The following is a 14,501-nucleotide window of genomic DNA, read 5'->3' on the forward strand; positions in this document are numbered from 1 at the left end:
GTCCGACAGTGCCCGCGAGGAGAGATCACCCCACCCGGCTCGCGCTACGCGCGATCGACCCTCCCCCTCCAGGGGAGGGTGACGAAAACTCAAGCCCTCTGCCGTCTGCGCAGCGAAAAACTAAAGGAAGGAAACACCCATGGCGTATGAGACGATCAAATACGAGGTCGCCGAGCAGATCCTCACCATCACGCTGAACCGGCCCGACAAGCTCAACGCCTTCAATGCGCAGATGCAAGCAGAACTGATCGACGCGTTCGACGCCGCCGACAAGGACGACAACGTCCGCGCCATCATCGTCACCGGCTCCGGCCGCGGCTTTTGCGCGGGCGCCGATCTCTCCTCCGGCGCCGACACATTTGATCGCGACGCACGGCGCGGACCTGTAAGGCGTTTCGCCGACGGCAAGGTCGACTACAGCGACCCGCAGGTGCGCGACGGCGGCGGGCAAGTGACGCTGCGCATCTTCAAGTGCCTGAAGCCCGTGATCGCCGCGGTGAACGGCCCCGCGGTCGGCATCGGCGTCACCATGCAGCTCGCAATGGACATCCGCATTGCCTCGGACGCCGCGCGGTTCGGCTTCGTGTTCTCCCAGCGCGGCATCGTGCCGGAGGCCGCCTCCAGCTGGTTCCTGCCGCGCATCGTCGGCATCTCGCAGGCGCTGGAATGGTGCTATTCGGGCCGCGTTTTCCCCGCGCAGGAAGCGCTCGCCGGTCGTCTCGTCAGCAAGGTCGTAGCGCCTGACGATCTCCTGCCGACCGCTCGCGCCCTCGCCAAGGAATTTTGCGCCAAGACCGCACCGGTCTCGGTCGCGCTGATCCGTCAGATGATGTGGCGCATGATGGGCGCCGACGATCCCATGGAAGCCCACAAGGTCGACAGCCGCGGCATCTACGCCCGCGGCCGCTCCGACGACGTCAAGGAAGGCGTGGTGTCGTTCCTGGAGAAGCGCCCCGCGCAATTCAAGGACAAGGTGTCGACCGACATGCCGGACTATTTCCCGTGGTGGACGGAGCGGGAGTATAAATAGCTTTGTAGGGTGGGCTAGGTTAGCCGAAGGCGTAACCCACCTCTTTAGTGTCCGCGGTAACAGAAGCGGTGGGTTACGCTTCGCTAACCCACCCTACTCCCTCACTCCATCATCAGCGCCACGCGCCCGATCGCCTTGCGGTCGATCAGCAGCCGCATCGCCTTCGCACAGTCCTCCAGCGGCAGGCGGTGCGAGACGTTGGGGCGCAGCTTGCCCTGCTCCGCCCATTGCAGCAGCGCGTTCAGGCGCACTTGTCCGAGCGCGGGGTTCTTCCGCACCGCCTCACCCGCGCGCACGCCGAGCACGCTGGCGCCCTTGATCAGCAAGAGATTGGTCTTCGCCGATCCGATGCCCCCCGTGAAGCCGATCACCAAGAGGCGCGCGCCCCAGGCGATGCAGCGCATCGAATCCTCAAAGACCTCCCCACCGACCGGATCGAACACGACGTCCGCGCCGCGGCCGTCGGTGATGCGCTTGACGGCGTCCCGAAACGGCTCGCGGTCGTAGCGGACGAGATGATCGGCGCCGCGCGCCTTGGCAATGGCGAGCTTCTCGTCGCTGGACGCGGTCGCAATCACGGTCGCGCCCAGCATCTTGCCGATCTCGACCGCGGCAAGGCCAACGCCGCCGCCGGCGCCGTGCACCAGCAGCACCTCGCCCGGCTCGACCCGGCCGCGATCGATCAACGCGTGGTAGGCGGTGCCGTGACCGGCGAGATAGGTCGCAGCTTCCGCGTAGTCGAACGTGGACGGCATCGGCGTGAGCTGCGACGGTACGACGACGGCTTCGTCGGCGAAGGCGCCGTGGCGCATCTTGACGATGACCTTGTCGCCGACAGCAACACCTCTCGTCTCCGCACCCACTTCGGTGACGTCGCCGGCCGCCTCCATGCCAGGTGTAAACGGAAGCTCCGGCTTGAGCTGATATTGGCCGGCGGCCATCAGCACGTCAGGGAAATTCAGGCCGGCGGCGCGGATCGCGACGCGCACCTCGTCCGGGTTCAGGGCGCGCGACGGAAACTCCTCCAGCCGCAGCGTCTCGGGCAGGCCAAGCGCGCGGCAGACGACAGCGCGCACCATCAGGCCGCGCTCGCCTTGCTGCGCAAGAGCGCCTCGCGGATCAGCGGCAGGCGGTCGTTGCCGAAGTACATGTCGATCCTGTTCACGAAGATCGTCGGCGAGCCGAAGCCGCCGCGGGCGACGACCTCTTCGGTATTCGCCTTGAGCTGATCCTTGATCGCCTGCTCGGAAATGCCGGCGAAGAACTTCTGCTCGTCGATGCCGACCTTCCTGCAGATCTCGGCAAGCACGGAGTCCTGCGAAATGTCCTTGTCGTCGGCCCAATAGGCCTCGAACACCGCGGTTGCGAACGGCACCATGTCCTTGCCCAACCAGATGCAGCCGCGCATCGCCTTGACGCTGTTCACGGGAAACACCGTCGGCGGCATCTTGATCGCAAGGCCCGCCGAGCGCGCCCAGTCCTGAAGATCCTTCTTCATGTAACGCGCCTTCAGCGGCACCGGCTTCTCCCGCTGCGCATAGACGCTCGGGTTGACCGTATTGAAGATGCCGCCGACCAGGATCGGCCGCCAGACGATCTCGGTGCCCAGCTCCTTGGCCAGCGGCTGGATGTTGTGGAATGCGAGGTAGGTCCAGGGACTGGAGCAGTCGAAGAAGAATTCGATCATGACGTTTCCTTTGTATTGCTTGCGTTGCTCCCTCCTCCGTCATTGCGAGCGAAGCGAAGCAATCCAGGATCTTTCCGCGGAAACCGTCTGGATTGCTTCGGCGCTTCGCTCCTCGCAATGACGAGGATGGGGCGGAGGCCTACTTCCTTCCCAACACTTCCTTAGCCCTTTGCCCGAACATGATCTTGCGTGATTCCTCATCGAACGGCTCTTTCACGAATTTGCCGATCGCAAGTCCCGCCTGCACCTGCGGCCTGGCGCGGACCTCGGCATACCAGCGCTTGACGTTCGGATAGTCGTCCAGCGTAAAACCCTGCGCCTTGTGGGTCATGGTCCAGGGAAAGCAGGCGATGTCGGCGACGGAATAGTCGCCGGCGACATAGGAACCGGTCTTCTCCAACTGCCGGTCGAGAACCCCATACAGCCGGGCCGCCTCATCGCGATAGCGTTCGATCGCGTAAGGGATCTTCTCCGCCGCATAGAGCGCGAAATGGCCGTGCTGGCCGAGCATCGGCCCGAGGCCGGCCATCTGCCACATCACCCACTGGATGGTGGTGGAGCGGCCGCGCAAGTCGGCGGGCAAGAAACGGCCGGTCTTTTCGGCGAGATAGATCAGGATCGCGCCGGTCTCGAAGGCCGAGAACGGTTCTCCGCCGTCGGCGGGAGCGTGATCGACGATCGCGGGGATGCGGTTGTTCGGGGAGATCGCGAGAAATTCCGGGCTGAACTGCTCGCCGGCGCGGATGTTGACGGGCTTCACGCGATAGGGAAGCCCGAGTTCCTCCAGCATGATCGAGATTTTCCAGCCGTTCGGCGTCGGCGCGTAATAGAGGTCGATCATGACCTTTCCCTTGAGATCTTCCTGGGCATTTCCTGTCGCCGCCGCCGGATTGGAGAGCGACTTTCGTTGTTCTGTACCTCGACGTTAGGACATGGCAGGAAGGGGCGCAACACAACCTGCCGGGAGGTCCGCCATGCTGTTTCCAACCACGATCGCCGGCTCCTTGCCGAAGCCCGAATGGCTCGCCGAGCCCAACATGCTGTGGGCGCCCTGGAAATCAGAAGGCGACGAGCTGCTCCGCGCCAAGCGCGATGCGACCCTGATCTGGCTGAAGATCCAGGAGGACGCCGGCATCGACATCGTCACCGAGGGCGAGCAGGCCCGGCAGCATTTCGTCCACGGTTTCCTGGAGAAGATCGAGGGCATCGACTTCGCCCACAAGGTCGAGATGGGCATCCGCAAGGACCGCTACAAGGCAATGGTGCCGCAAGTGGTCGCCCCGCTCCGGCTCAAGGGACGCGTCCATGCCTTCGAGGCGCGCGTGGCGCGCACGCATACCGGGAAGCAGCTGAAGTTCACCCTGCCCGGCCCGATGACCATCATCGACACCATTGCAGATCGCTACTATGGCGACCGCGTGAAGATGGCCTTTGCCTTCGCCGAGCTGCTCAACGAGGAGGCCAAGGCATTGCAGGCCGACGGCGTCGATCTCGTGCAGTTCGACGAACCGGCCTTCAACGTCTACATGGACGAGGTCAACGATTGGGGTATCAAGGCGCTGGAGCGCGCCGCGCAAGGCCTCAGCTGCGCCACCGCCGTTCACATCTGCTACGGCTACGGCATCAAGGCGAACACCGACTGGAAGGAGACGCTAGGCAGCCAATGGCGGCAGTACGAGCAGATCTTCCCGGCGATCGATGCGAGCCCGATCCAGCAGGTCGCAATCGAATGTCGCAATTCGAAAGTGCCGCTCGACCTGCTGGCGCTGCTCAAGACCAAGATCGTGCAGGCCGGCGTGATCGACGTCGCCAGCGACACGGTGGAGACCGCCGAGGACGTCGTGAAGGTGATCGACGCGGTGTCGAAATTCGTGCCCAAGAGCAACATCATCGCCACCACCAATTGCGGCATGGCGCCGATGCGGCGGGAGATCGCAGAAGCGAAGCTGGCGGCGCTCGGCGCCGGCGCTGCGCTGGCGCGCGAGAAGCTGGGGTGATTGCGACGTCGTCGGCCTCGCTTCAGCCCAGCGCCGTTGGATGTAACATCGGCTGATAGCCGGCGATGATCGCGCGCAGTGTCGAGGGGGGCGTCAGCAACTTCACGTCGTCAAGCCGACGCGCGCTGGCGGCATAGCCGGCCGGCGACCACAGCAACGCCTTTCCCTGCACCACCAGGAAGCTCTCCTCGCCCTGCTGCACCATCGCCCCGTCGGGCAGGTCTGCCAGCGGCATCGGGAGTGGGTGCAACCGCTTGCGACCGCGTTCGAGACGCTCCCGATGCAGAACGGCATCCATCGTCTTCGCACTGATGTCGCTTGCGGCATTCCCCGCTTCCCATGCCGCGCGAAACCGTTTGGCATCGTCGCGGCGGCAGAAGAAGCAGGGTCGGTGTCCCGCTGCGAAGGCCGTGGCTTCGTCGAGAAAGAACAGCTCGGTCCAGCTCCGCCGCGCCATCACCGGCCGCCGCCAGCCGCGAAACTCACACAGACACGTAATCCAGGCCGGCGACGACCAGCGCTTCTTCAGCAGCGTCTTGGTCGCGGGATCGTGGATGATGCCGCGGTTACCGGTGAACATTCCGCGATGCGGCGTGGCGATGATGTCGCCAGTGGGGGTGATGCGGTTCTGAAGGGGCATGGCGCGCCGATCAACTGCCGTCATTCCGGGATGGTCCGTAAGGACCAGACCTGGAATCTCGAGATTCCGGGTTCGGTCCTGCGGACCGCCCCGGAATGACTCCATGCCTTCACGCCGCGCCGTCGCGAAGCGGCGGGTGATAGGACAGCGCGGTGTCCCAGGGGAAGAAGATCCAGGTGTCCTGCGAGACTTCCGTGATGAAGGTGTCGACCAGCGGGCGGCCCATCGGCTTGGCATAGACGGTGGCGAAATGCGCGTCCGGCAGCATCTCGCGTACCAGCTTGCCGGTCTTGCCGGTGTCGACGAGGTCGTCGACGATCAGGAGCCCCTTGCCGGTGCCGCCGCCGAGCGTCATCGCCGCTTCCGAAATGCCCTTGAGGACCTGGAGCTCGCCCTGCTTGTCGTGGTCGTAGCTCGCGATGCAGACCGTGTCGATCACGCGCACCCCTAACTCGCGCGCCACGATCGCAGCCGGCACCAGGCCGCCGCGGGTGATCGCGATCACCGCGTGGAACGGACCGACCTCGTTGAGCCGCCAGGTCAGCGCCCGGCAGTCCCGGTGGAACTGGTCCCACGAGACCGGAAACGCCCTGCCAGCCTTCTCCTGCGCGTTTGGTTCCGGTGCTTCACCAGCCATCGTCGTCTCCTGCTTCGTCAGGGCCGTGCTAGCGGCTGATGTTCAATCCCGCCAGCATTTCCTTCACCGCAGCCATCGCCGCCGCCAGCTTCTCCGGATCGCGCGAGCGCACCACCAGATTGGTGTTCGGCCTCTGCTCCTCGTCCATGAAGGGATAGCTGCCGATGATGGTGTCGGGATGGGCGGCGGCGATCGCCCGCAGCGGGCCGCCGATGTCTCCCTCGCGCGCGTTGGCGCGGACCGACTCGGAGAGCATGCGCACGCCCGATTTCAGCTTGGGAGAGACGATGTCCATCATCGCCTGCATGATCGACGGCACGCCGGCCATGACGATGACGTTGCCGATCTTGAAGCCGGGCGCGAGGATGGTCGCGCTCTGGATCAGCTCGGCACCGTCGGGGATGCGGGCCATGCGCAGGCGGGCCTCGTTGAGATCCTGCTCGCTCCAGCGCTCGCGGAAGCGGGCGACGACCTCCGGGTGATGATCGATACCGACGCCAAACGCCTTGGCGACGGCATCGGCGGTGATGTCGTCATGAGTCGGGCCGATGCCGCCCGTGGTGAAGACGTAGGTGTAGCGATGCCGCAGTGCGTCCAGCGCGGCGATGATGTCGGCCTCGTCGTCGGAGACAACCCGGACCTCCTTCAGGTCGATGCCGATATTGGTCAGATATTCGGCGATGAAGCCGATATTCTTGTCCTTGGTCCGGCCGGACAGGATTTCGTCCCCAATGACCAGAATGCCCGCCGTGACGATGTCGCTCATGCCTTAAGTCCCTCACCTGTAGCACCGACTTTGCCGAGGTAACGCGTTGAAGTCACGCGGTTTTGCTTCTGAAATAAGCAGTCCTCAGCCATTTTTTCAGGCAAGCCACCGGCCGTCCGCGGCAAATGCCCCTCCTCAATGCTTATCGCGCTGGCCCGGCCCTTGCTACCTCCTATGGAAGTCATGCACTCTCACGGCATGGTCACAGGACGTTGCGGTCGTCAGCAAGGCCGAAACGACCTGATCGATGGCGCAACGCCTGGGGGAGAACAGTCGGAATCTATGGCAGTCGCGTTTGACGAAATGAATATTCCCGGCGGAGACCTTCGCCCCGCCTATCAGGAGTTGGCGCGCTGGCTCGAGGAGACGCCCCCCGAAGCGCTCGAGTATCGGCGCCAGGAGGCCGAGCTCCTGTTCCGCCGGATCGGCATCACTTTCGCGGTCTACGGCGATTCCGAGTCCACCGAGCGCCTGATCCCGTTCGACGTGATCCCGAGGATCATGTCCGGCAAGGAATGGGCGCGGCTGGAGAAGGGCCTGAAGCAGCGCGTGCGTGCGCTCAACATGTTCCTGCGCGACATCTATCACGGCCGCGACATCCTCCGCGCCGAAATCGTGCCCGACGATCTGATCTTCCAGAATCCGGTGTTCCGTCCCGAGATGAACAGCCAGCAGGTGCCGCACGACGTCTACGTGCACATCGCCGGCATCGACATCGTCCGGGTCGACGCCGAGGACTTCATCGTGCTGGAGGACAACGCCCGCACGCCGTCGGGCGTGTCCTACATGCTGGAAAACCGCGAGATCATGATGCGGCTGTTTCCGGACCTGTTCGCCCGCCACAAGGTGGCGCCGGTCGAACGCTATCCGGACGAGCTGCTCGCGGCCCTGCGCTCGGTCGCGCCGCTGAGCGCATCCAGCGAGCCGACCGTCGCCCTGCTCACGCCCGGCGTCTACAATTCGGCCTATTACGAGCACTCGTTCCTCGCCGACAAGCTCGGCATCGAGCTGGTCGAAGGCCGTGACCTCATCGTCAAGAACAACGAAGTGTTCATGCGGACGACGGAAGGGCTGAAACGGGTCGACGTGATCTATCGCCGCGTCGACGACGATTTCCTCGATCCCCTCACCTTCCGTCCCGACTCCGTGCTCGGCGTGCCCGGGCTGATGTCAGCCTATGCGGCCGGAAACATCACCCTCGCCAACGCCGTCGGTACCGGCATCGCCGACGACAAGGCGATCTACTCCTACATGCCTGACATCGTGAAGTTCTATCTCGGCGAGGAGCCGATCCTGAAGAACGTGCCGACCTGGCGCTGTCGCGAGCCGAAGGACCTCGCCTATGTGCTGGACAATCTTGGCGATCTCGTCGTCAAGGAAGTGCACGGCTCCGGCGGCTACGGCATGCTGATCGGCCCCGCTGCGACCAAAGCAACGATCGAAGCGTTCCGCGACAAGCTCAAGCGCGAGCCGGAAGGTTTCATCGCGCAGCCGACGCTGGCGCTCTCGACCTGCCCGACCTGCACTGCATCCGGCCTCGCCCCGCGCCATGTCGATTTGCGGCCCTTCGTGCTCACGGGCAGCAAGAGCACCACCATCGTGCCAGGCGGGCTCACACGCGTCGCGCTCAAGGAAGGCTCCCTGGTGGTGAATTCGAGCCAGGGCGGCGGCACCAAAGACACCTGGATTTTGGACGAGTAGAGAGATGCTGTCGCGTACCGCCGAAAACCTCTACTGGCTCGCCCGCTACGTCGAACGGGCCGAATATCTCGCGCGCACCATCGACGCGACGCTGCGCGTCACCGCGCTTCCCGCCGCCTATATCGGCAAGACCAATGAGTGGGACTCGGCGCTGCTCACCGCCGGCGTCGCCGCCAGCTTCTATCAGACCTATGAGGAAGCCAACGAGCACAACGTCGTCGACTATCTCTCCTTCTCGCCGAACAACCCGTCCTCGATCAGGAACTGCATCGAAGCGGCGCGGCTGAACTCGCGCTCGGTGCGCACTGCGCTGACCAGCGAGATGTGGGACACCATCAACTCGGCCTGGATCGAGCTTCAGGCGGTCTGGAGCAAGGGCACCTCGACGCGCGAGGATCTCGCGAAGTTCCTGCGCTTCGTGCAGGAGACCTCGCTGCGCTTCGACGGCTCCGCCTACCGGACCATGCTGCGCAACGACGCCTACTGGTTCTCGCGAATGGGCGTGCATCTTGAGCGCGCCGACAACACCGCGCGCATTCTCGACGTGAAATATCATGTGCTGCTGCCCGAGGAGGAGCACGTCGGCGGCCCGCTCGACTTCTATCAGTGGAGCTCGATCCTGCGCTCGGTCTCGGCGCTGACGGCCTATCACTGGGTCTATCGCGAGACGCTGAAGCCGTGGCTGATCGCGGACCTGCTCATCCTCAACGACACGCTGCCGCGCTCGCTCGCCAGCTGCTACGGCAATCTCGTGCGCAACCTCGACCAGATCGGCGTCGCCTATGGCCGCCAGGGCCCGGCCCAGCGCCACGCCCGCGGCATCCGCAACCGGCTGGAACACAGCAACATGAACGACATTTTCCAGCATGGCGTGCATGAATTCATTCAGGAATTCATCGCGGACAATTCCAGGCTGGGCGAAATCGTTACGAAGCAGTATTTGATCTGACCGAGACTGAAACCTTCACTTTTCGTCATTCCGGGGCGATGCGAAGCATCGAACCCGAAATCTCGAGATTCCGGGTCGGGCGCTTCGCGCCATCCCGGAATGACGGAATCGAAACACCATGCGCCTGCGAATCCAGCACACCACGACCTATCGCTACGAGCCGCCGGCCACCAGCGTGATCCAAATCCTGCGCATGACGCCGGGCAGCCATGACGGGCAATACGTCGCGGAATGGCAGATCGACGTCTCCACCGATACCAAGCTGGACATGCATGAGGACGCGTTCGGCAACGTCACCCACGTGCTGTCCTGCGGGCCTGTCGGCGACATCCAGATCATCGCCGAAGGGCTGATCGAGACCCACGACACCGGCGGCGTGCTGCGCGGCACGGATGAGCGTTTCCCGGCCGGCATGTTCCTGCGCTCCACCGATCTCACCTCCGTCGATCCGGCGATGACGGCGGTTGCGCGCCAGTTGCGCAGCGAGGCCGAGAGCGACACGCTGGGCTTCCTGCACACGCTGATGACGCAAATTGCCGATCACATGACGTTCGACGAGGACCCCACCAACAGTGGCACGTCCGCGGCGGAGGCGTTCGCGCTCAAGCGCGGGGTCTGCCAGGACTACGCGCACATCTTCATCGCCTGCGCCCGCGCCGGCGGCGTTCCGGCACGCTTCGTCTCCGGGCACTTTCTGCGTTCGGACGAGACGGTGCATCAGGAGGCCGGCCATGCCTGGGCGGAGGCTTACGTGCCCGATCTCGGCTGGGTCGGCTTCGATCCCGCCAACAGCATCTGCGCCACCGACGCCCATGTCCGCGTCGCGATCGGGCTCGACTATCTCGGCGCGGCTCCCGTGCGCGGCACGCGCTATGGCGGCGGCACGGAGACGCTGGCGGTGGCCGTGAAGGTCGAACAGGCCGGCCGCGGCGGGCAGTCGCAATCGCAGTCCCAGCGGCAGAGCTAGGCACTGCCGGCCGAGCGCATGCGCCGTGCTACAATTGCAGGATCAGATCAGACCCGCGAGGTAGCCCATGACGACCGTAAAACTGCTTTCGGATGATGAACTCTCCGCCGAGGCGCGCGCCGTCTTCGACGATATCCGAAAGGTGCGGCAGTCGGATTTCGTTAACAATTTCTGGCGCGCGCTGGCGCATGATCCGAAGACGCTGCGGCGGACCTGGGAGAGCATCAAGGAAGTGATGGCTCCGGGTGCGCTCGATCCCAAGGTCAAGGAAATGCTCTATGTCGCGGTTTCGATCGCCCATGGCTGCAGCTACTGCATCCATTCGCACACCGCCGCGGCGCGGGCCAAGGGCATGACCGAGGCCGAATATGGCGAGCTGCTCGCCATCGTCGGCATGGCCGCGGAGACAAACCGGCTGGTCACGGCGCTCGGTGTCCCCGTCGACGAGGCGTTTCTCGTCGATGCCGCGGATTGAGCGACAAAGCTGACTGTCATTCCGGGGCTCGCGACTTCGTCGCGCCCCGGAATGACGACCTGCTCCTGGCAATCGGGGGTTGGAGCGGCTCCCGAAATTGGCTAGTAAATCCGCGCAAACGCGTTCGGGGACTGGAAATGACCTATTGTTGCGGAATCCTGGTTCGGGACGGTCTGGTGATGATCGCCGACACCCGCACCAATGCCGGCCTCGACAACGTCTCGACCTTCCGCAAGCTCCACATCTTCTCCAAGCCCGGCGAGCGCATCATGGCGATCGCCAGCGCCGGCAATCTCGCGATCAGCCAGTCGGTGCTCTCCACCCTGACCGAAGGCCTGGAGGATCCCAACACGGGCGAGATCGAGACGCTGATGAACGCGCCGACCATGTTCCAGGCCGCCCAGCGCATCGGCCGGGCGATCCGGGCGGTGCATGCCACCGAAGGACCGGCGCTGAAATCCGAGGACGTGTCCTTCGACGTCTCCTTCCTGTTCGGCGGCCAGATCAAGGGCGCGCGCATGCGCCTGTTCATGGTCTACACCGCCGGCAATTTCATCGAGTGCACCACCGACACGCCCTATTTGCAGATCGGCGAGCACAAATACGGCAAGCCGGTGCTCGACCGCGCCATGCACTACGACGTCGAGCTCTACGAGGCGCTGAAGACCGGCCTGATCTCGATGGATTCGACGATGCGCTCGAACCTCGGCGTCGGCCTGCCGATCGACGTGCTGGTGGTGCGCACCGACGCCTGCGAAGCCGATCTCAACCACCGCATCGAGGCGGGCGAGCCCTATTTCCACGATCTGCGCTCGCGCTGGTCGGCGGCTTTGCGCGCGGCGCATCAGAACATTCCGCGGCCGCCCTACAAGAACGAAAAAGAACCCAAAACCTGACAGCAGAAGAGAAAAGGCAGGAAACGATGAGTGAAGCGAAAAAGGTCGCAGTGGTGACGGGCGCCGGCACCGGCGTCGGCCGCGCGGCGTCGCTGGCGCTGATGAACACCGGCTTCACCGTGGTGCTCGCAGGCCGCCGGCTCGACATGCTCGAGGAGACGGCGAAGCTCGGTCCCGCGGGAAAAAGCCTCTGCGTCACCGCCGACATGACCAAGCCGGACTCCATCGCTGCGCTGTTTACCAAGGTGAAGGACACCTATGGCCGCCTCGACGTGCTCTTCAACAATGCCGGCATGGGCGCGCCGGCCGTGAACTTCGAGGACCTCAGCCTCGAGCAATGGCAGGCGGTGGTGAACACCAACCTCACCGGCCCGTTCCTGTGCACCCAGCACGCCTTCCGCATCATGAAGGACCAGACCCCGCGCGGCGGCCGCATCATCAACAACGGCTCGATCTCGGCTCACGCGCCGCGGCCGTTCTCGGCCGCCTACACCTCGACCAAGCACGCCATCACCGGCCTGACCAAGGCCAGCAATCTCGACGGCCGCATGTACGACATCGCGGTCGGCCAGGTCGACATCGGCAATGCTGCGACACCGATGACCGACCGCATGGTCAACGGCCCCGGCGTGCTGCAGCCCGACGGCACCACCAAGCACGAGCCGCGCATGGACGCCAAGGCGGTCGGTGATGCCGTGGCCTACATGGCCGGCCTGCCGCTCGATGCCAATGTGCTGACCATGACGGTGATGGCGACCAAGATGCCGTTCGTCGGACGGGGCTAACTCAAAAACGCGAAAACAACCCCATGCACAGTAGGGATGCCATTGATTTCCCTACGCTCTATCCACGACCGTGCCCCGGACGCAACGCGGCATGAAATGACGCGCTGCTGAGCCGGGGCCCACGCCACCGCGATCTTGTTCTGGATCTTCCGGGTCCCGGCTCTGCGCCGCAACGCTGACGCGTTGCAGCTTGTCCGGGACACGAGACCATCCCTACTCCAAGCTCTCCACCTTCCGCAGGCTCGGAAACAGCTTCATCCAGAGCAGCGCCACTGCGACGGTGGCGACGCCGCCGAGCACGGCGGCGGGCATGGCACCGAACAGTGCCGCCGCCACCCCGCTCTCGAACTGGCCGAGCTGGTTCGAGGCGTTGATGAAGAGGAAGTTGACCGCGCCGACCCGGCCGCGCATCTCGTCGGGGGTGGACAGCTGCACCAGCGAGAAGCGGATCACGACGCTGATCGTATCGGCCGCACCGAGCACGGCGAGCGACAGCGCCGACAGCCACATCCACGGCGACAGCGCAAATACGATCGTGGCGAGACCGAACACGATCACCGCCTGGAACATGCGCAGGCCCACATGCCGCGAGACGGCGTGACGCGCCAGCACCATGGTCATCAGCAGCGCGCCGACAGCCGGCGCGGCGCGCAGCACGCCGAGCCCGACCGGGCCGGTCTGCAGGATGTCGCGGGCATAGATCGGCAGCAGCGCCGTGACGCCGCCGAACAGCACGGCGAACAGGTCGAGCGAGATGGTGCCGAGGATGGCGGGATTGCCGCGGATGAAGCGGACGCCGGCGAAGATATTGTCCGAGCTCGTCGCGATGGCCTGCGGACGCGGCCGGATGAAGCCGGTCAAAATCATCCCCAAAATCCAGAACAGCACCATCACGGCATAAGCGAGATGCGGGGCGACCGCATAGGCGAAACCGCCAAGCGCCGGCCCCATGATGGTCGCGACCTGCGCCGCGCCGCTGGAAATGGCCGTGGCGCGCTGGAGCGAACCTTGCGGTGCGATCAGCGGCAACAGCGCGGCCGTGGTCGGGCTCTCGAATGCGCCGGCAATGCCGAGCACGAAGGTCGCGATGAAGATCTGCACCTCCCCGATTGCCCCGAAACAAGTGGCGAATGCGAGATAGAGCGCAGTCGCGGCCTCCACGAGCTGGCAGAGCTGGACCACGCGCTTGCGCTCGTAGCGGTCGGCAGCGTGGCCGGCGACGAACACCAGGAGCGCGGTCGGCAGGAACTGCACGAGGCCGACCATGCCGAGGTCGAACGCCGAGCCGGTGAGATCGTAGATCTGCCAGCCGATCGCGACCGCCGCGATCTGGCTGGAAAACCGCGACAGGCTGCGCGAGAGCAGGAAGAACAGGAAGGCGTGGTGGGACAGGAGCACGCGGGCGGTAACCGGCGAATTCGCTGCTGATGGCTGCTCTGGCATCGCCTCTCGGTGCACCCCTGGGTCGCTTGCGCCCTGATCTCGACGTGCCCCGCGTGGCTGAGGCGGATTTGCTTGTCAACAGCGAGACGCTCTCCGCCGCTTGCCGGCATTGCCTTTGCAGCGCCTGCCCGGCCATAATCATTGAGGGTTTGGGAACATCATGCTGCGGCTGCAATCGGCACTGGGCATTTTCGCATTGCTGCTGATCGCCTGGGCGCTCAGTGAGAATCGTCGCGCGGTCTCGCTGCGCCAGGCGGCGATCGGCCTCGTCGTCGCTTTCGTCACCGCAGTCATCCTCCTGAAGCTTCCGGTCGTCGCACATGCTTTCGGCGCCATCAACGACGCCGTCGGCGCGATTTCCGCGGCCTCGCGCGCCGGCTCCTCCTTCGTGTTCGGCTATGTCGGCGGCGGCCCCCTGCCGTTCGATCTGAAGGTGCCGGGCGTCGATTTCATCCTGGCGTTCCAGGCCCTGCCGATCGTGCTGGTCATGAGCGTGTTGACGACATTGCTGTTCCATTGGCGGGGGCT

At 64.7% G+C, this 14,501-nt stretch carries 16 protein-coding genes; 9 read left to right on the top strand and 7 right to left on the bottom strand.

The features are described from left to right. Positions 1–139 precede the first annotated feature (139 nt). On the top strand, positions 140–1,030 hold the full coding sequence (locus tag IC50_RS06540) for a crotonase/enoyl-CoA hydratase family protein (protein ID WP_035702004.1): 891 nt from the start codon (positions 140–142) through the stop codon (positions 1,028–1,030). A gap of 101 nt (positions 1,031–1,131) precedes the next feature. On the opposite strand, the gene IC50_RS06545 is transcribed toward IC50_RS06540, so the two are convergent. From IC50_RS06545 to IC50_RS06555, 3 genes are all read right to left on the bottom strand, one after another. Beyond that, positions 1,132–2,109, bottom strand: a complete 978-nt coding sequence (locus tag IC50_RS06545) for an NADPH:quinone oxidoreductase family protein (protein WP_035702006.1) — start codon at positions 2,107–2,109, stop codon at positions 1,132–1,134. Beyond that, on the bottom strand, positions 2,109–2,717 hold the full coding sequence (locus tag IC50_RS06550) for a 2-hydroxychromene-2-carboxylate isomerase (RefSeq protein WP_035702010.1): 609 nt from the start codon (positions 2,715–2,717) through the stop codon (positions 2,109–2,111). The genes IC50_RS06545 and IC50_RS06550 overlap by 1 nt, the downstream gene beginning before the upstream one ends. Positions 2,718–2,856: 139 nt before the next feature. Next, on the bottom strand, positions 2,857–3,558 hold the full coding sequence (locus IC50_RS06555) for a glutathione S-transferase N-terminal domain-containing protein (protein WP_035702013.1): 702 nt from the start codon (positions 3,556–3,558) through the stop codon (positions 2,857–2,859). 133 nt (positions 3,559–3,691) lie between these two features. Between IC50_RS06555 and IC50_RS06560 the strand changes: the two genes are divergently transcribed. Continuing rightward, positions 3,692–4,714, top strand: coding sequence for a methionine synthase (locus IC50_RS06560; RefSeq protein ID WP_035702016.1), 1,023 nt, complete (start codon positions 3,692–3,694; stop codon positions 4,712–4,714). A 22-nt stretch (positions 4,715–4,736) separates the two neighbouring features. On the opposite strand, the gene IC50_RS06565 is transcribed toward IC50_RS06560, so the two are convergent. From IC50_RS06565 to IC50_RS06575, 3 genes are all read right to left on the bottom strand, one after another. Then, positions 4,737–5,354, bottom strand: coding sequence for a hypothetical protein (locus tag IC50_RS06565; protein ID WP_035702044.1), 618 nt, complete (start codon positions 5,352–5,354; stop codon positions 4,737–4,739). A 109-nt stretch (positions 5,355–5,463) separates the two neighbouring features. Then, positions 5,464–5,991: a xanthine phosphoribosyltransferase gene (gpt, locus tag IC50_RS06570; protein WP_035702019.1), complete on the bottom strand. Its 528-nt coding sequence runs from the start codon at positions 5,989–5,991 to the stop codon at positions 5,464–5,466. Positions 5,992–6,019: 28 nt separating this feature from the next. Then, a complete protein-coding gene (locus IC50_RS06575; RefSeq protein WP_035702022.1) occupies positions 6,020–6,757 on the bottom strand; it encodes a competence/damage-inducible protein A in 738 nt (245 codons plus the stop codon). Positions 6,758–7,039: 282 nt separating this feature from the next. Here IC50_RS06575 and IC50_RS06580 point away from each other — a divergent pair, with 282 nt between their 5' ends. The 6 genes from IC50_RS06580 to IC50_RS06605 all read left to right on the top strand — a co-directional run bounded on the left by IC50_RS06580 (position 7,040) and on the right by IC50_RS06605 (position 12,530). After that, positions 7,040–8,458, top strand: coding sequence for a circularly permuted type 2 ATP-grasp protein (locus tag IC50_RS06580; RefSeq protein ID WP_035702025.1), 1,419 nt, complete (start codon positions 7,040–7,042; stop codon positions 8,456–8,458). 4 nt (positions 8,459–8,462) lie between these two features. Beyond that, positions 8,463–9,407: an alpha-E domain-containing protein gene (locus tag IC50_RS06585; RefSeq protein WP_035702027.1), complete on the top strand. Its 945-nt coding sequence runs from the start codon at positions 8,463–8,465 to the stop codon at positions 9,405–9,407. 118 nt (positions 9,408–9,525) lie between these two features. Further along, positions 9,526–10,374, top strand: a complete 849-nt coding sequence (locus IC50_RS06590) for a transglutaminase family protein (protein ID WP_035702030.1) — start codon at positions 9,526–9,528, stop codon at positions 10,372–10,374. 67 nt (positions 10,375–10,441) lie between these two features. Then, on the top strand, positions 10,442–10,849 hold the full coding sequence (locus IC50_RS06595; protein WP_035702033.1) for a carboxymuconolactone decarboxylase family protein: 408 nt from the start codon (positions 10,442–10,444) through the stop codon (positions 10,847–10,849). A 137-nt stretch (positions 10,850–10,986) separates the two neighbouring features. After that, positions 10,987–11,745, top strand: a complete 759-nt coding sequence (locus tag IC50_RS06600) for a proteasome-type protease (RefSeq protein ID WP_035678903.1) — start codon at positions 10,987–10,989, stop codon at positions 11,743–11,745. Between the two features lie 26 nt (positions 11,746–11,771). Next, positions 11,772–12,530: an SDR family oxidoreductase gene (locus tag IC50_RS06605; protein WP_035702036.1), complete on the top strand. Its 759-nt coding sequence runs from the start codon at positions 11,772–11,774 to the stop codon at positions 12,528–12,530. Between the two features lie 213 nt (positions 12,531–12,743). Here IC50_RS06605 and IC50_RS06610 read toward each other — a convergent pair whose 3' ends face one another. Further along, positions 12,744–13,973: an MFS transporter gene (locus IC50_RS06610; RefSeq protein ID WP_035702039.1), complete on the bottom strand. Its 1,230-nt coding sequence runs from the start codon at positions 13,971–13,973 to the stop codon at positions 12,744–12,746. A 160-nt stretch (positions 13,974–14,133) separates the two neighbouring features. Between IC50_RS06610 and IC50_RS06615 the strand changes: the two genes are divergently transcribed. Continuing rightward, a partial coding sequence (locus IC50_RS06615) for a Na+ dependent nucleoside transporter N-terminal domain-containing protein (protein WP_035702042.1) occupies positions 14,134–14,501 on the top strand: 368 nt, incomplete at its 3' end.

The sequence above is a fragment of the Bradyrhizobium genomosp. I (2014) genome, assembly GCF_000261685.1.
Classification (GTDB): domain Bacteria; phylum Pseudomonadota; class Alphaproteobacteria; order Rhizobiales; family Xanthobacteraceae; genus Bradyrhizobium.

What these genes read in the sequence shown, in the direction of transcription:
- IC50_RS06540 (WP_035702004.1), top strand. Translation starts at nt 140, where the DNA reads ATGGCGTATGAGACGATCAAATACGAGGTCGCCGAGCAGATCCTCACC.
- IC50_RS06545 (WP_035702006.1), bottom strand. Translation starts at nt 2,109, where the DNA reads ATGGTGCGCGCTGTCGTCTGCCGCGCGCTTGGCCTGCCCGAGACGCTG.
- IC50_RS06550 (WP_035702010.1), bottom strand. Translation starts at nt 2,717, where the DNA reads ATGATCGAATTCTTCTTCGACTGCTCCAGTCCCTGGACCTACCTCGCA.
- IC50_RS06555 (WP_035702013.1), bottom strand. Translation starts at nt 3,558, where the DNA reads ATGATCGACCTCTATTACGCGCCGACGCCGAACGGCTGGAAAATCTCG.
- IC50_RS06560 (WP_035702016.1), top strand. Translation starts at nt 3,692, where the DNA reads ATGCTGTTTCCAACCACGATCGCCGGCTCCTTGCCGAAGCCCGAATGG.
- IC50_RS06565 (WP_035702044.1), bottom strand. Translation starts at nt 5,354, where the DNA reads ATGCCCCTTCAGAACCGCATCACCCCCACTGGCGACATCATCGCCACG.
- gpt (WP_035702019.1), bottom strand. Translation starts at nt 5,991, where the DNA reads ATGGCTGGTGAAGCACCGGAACCAAACGCGCAGGAGAAGGCTGGCAGG.
- IC50_RS06575 (WP_035702022.1), bottom strand. Translation starts at nt 6,757, where the DNA reads ATGAGCGACATCGTCACGGCGGGCATTCTGGTCATTGGGGACGAAATC.
- IC50_RS06580 (WP_035702025.1), top strand. Translation starts at nt 7,040, where the DNA reads ATGGCAGTCGCGTTTGACGAAATGAATATTCCCGGCGGAGACCTTCGC.
- IC50_RS06585 (WP_035702027.1), top strand. Translation starts at nt 8,463, where the DNA reads ATGCTGTCGCGTACCGCCGAAAACCTCTACTGGCTCGCCCGCTACGTC.
- IC50_RS06590 (WP_035702030.1), top strand. Translation starts at nt 9,526, where the DNA reads ATGCGCCTGCGAATCCAGCACACCACGACCTATCGCTACGAGCCGCCG.
- IC50_RS06595 (WP_035702033.1), top strand. Translation starts at nt 10,442, where the DNA reads ATGACGACCGTAAAACTGCTTTCGGATGATGAACTCTCCGCCGAGGCG.
- IC50_RS06600 (WP_035678903.1), top strand. Translation starts at nt 10,987, where the DNA reads ATGACCTATTGTTGCGGAATCCTGGTTCGGGACGGTCTGGTGATGATC.
- IC50_RS06605 (WP_035702036.1), top strand. Translation starts at nt 11,772, where the DNA reads ATGAGTGAAGCGAAAAAGGTCGCAGTGGTGACGGGCGCCGGCACCGGC.
- IC50_RS06610 (WP_035702039.1), bottom strand. Translation starts at nt 13,973, where the DNA reads ATGCCAGAGCAGCCATCAGCAGCGAATTCGCCGGTTACCGCCCGCGTG.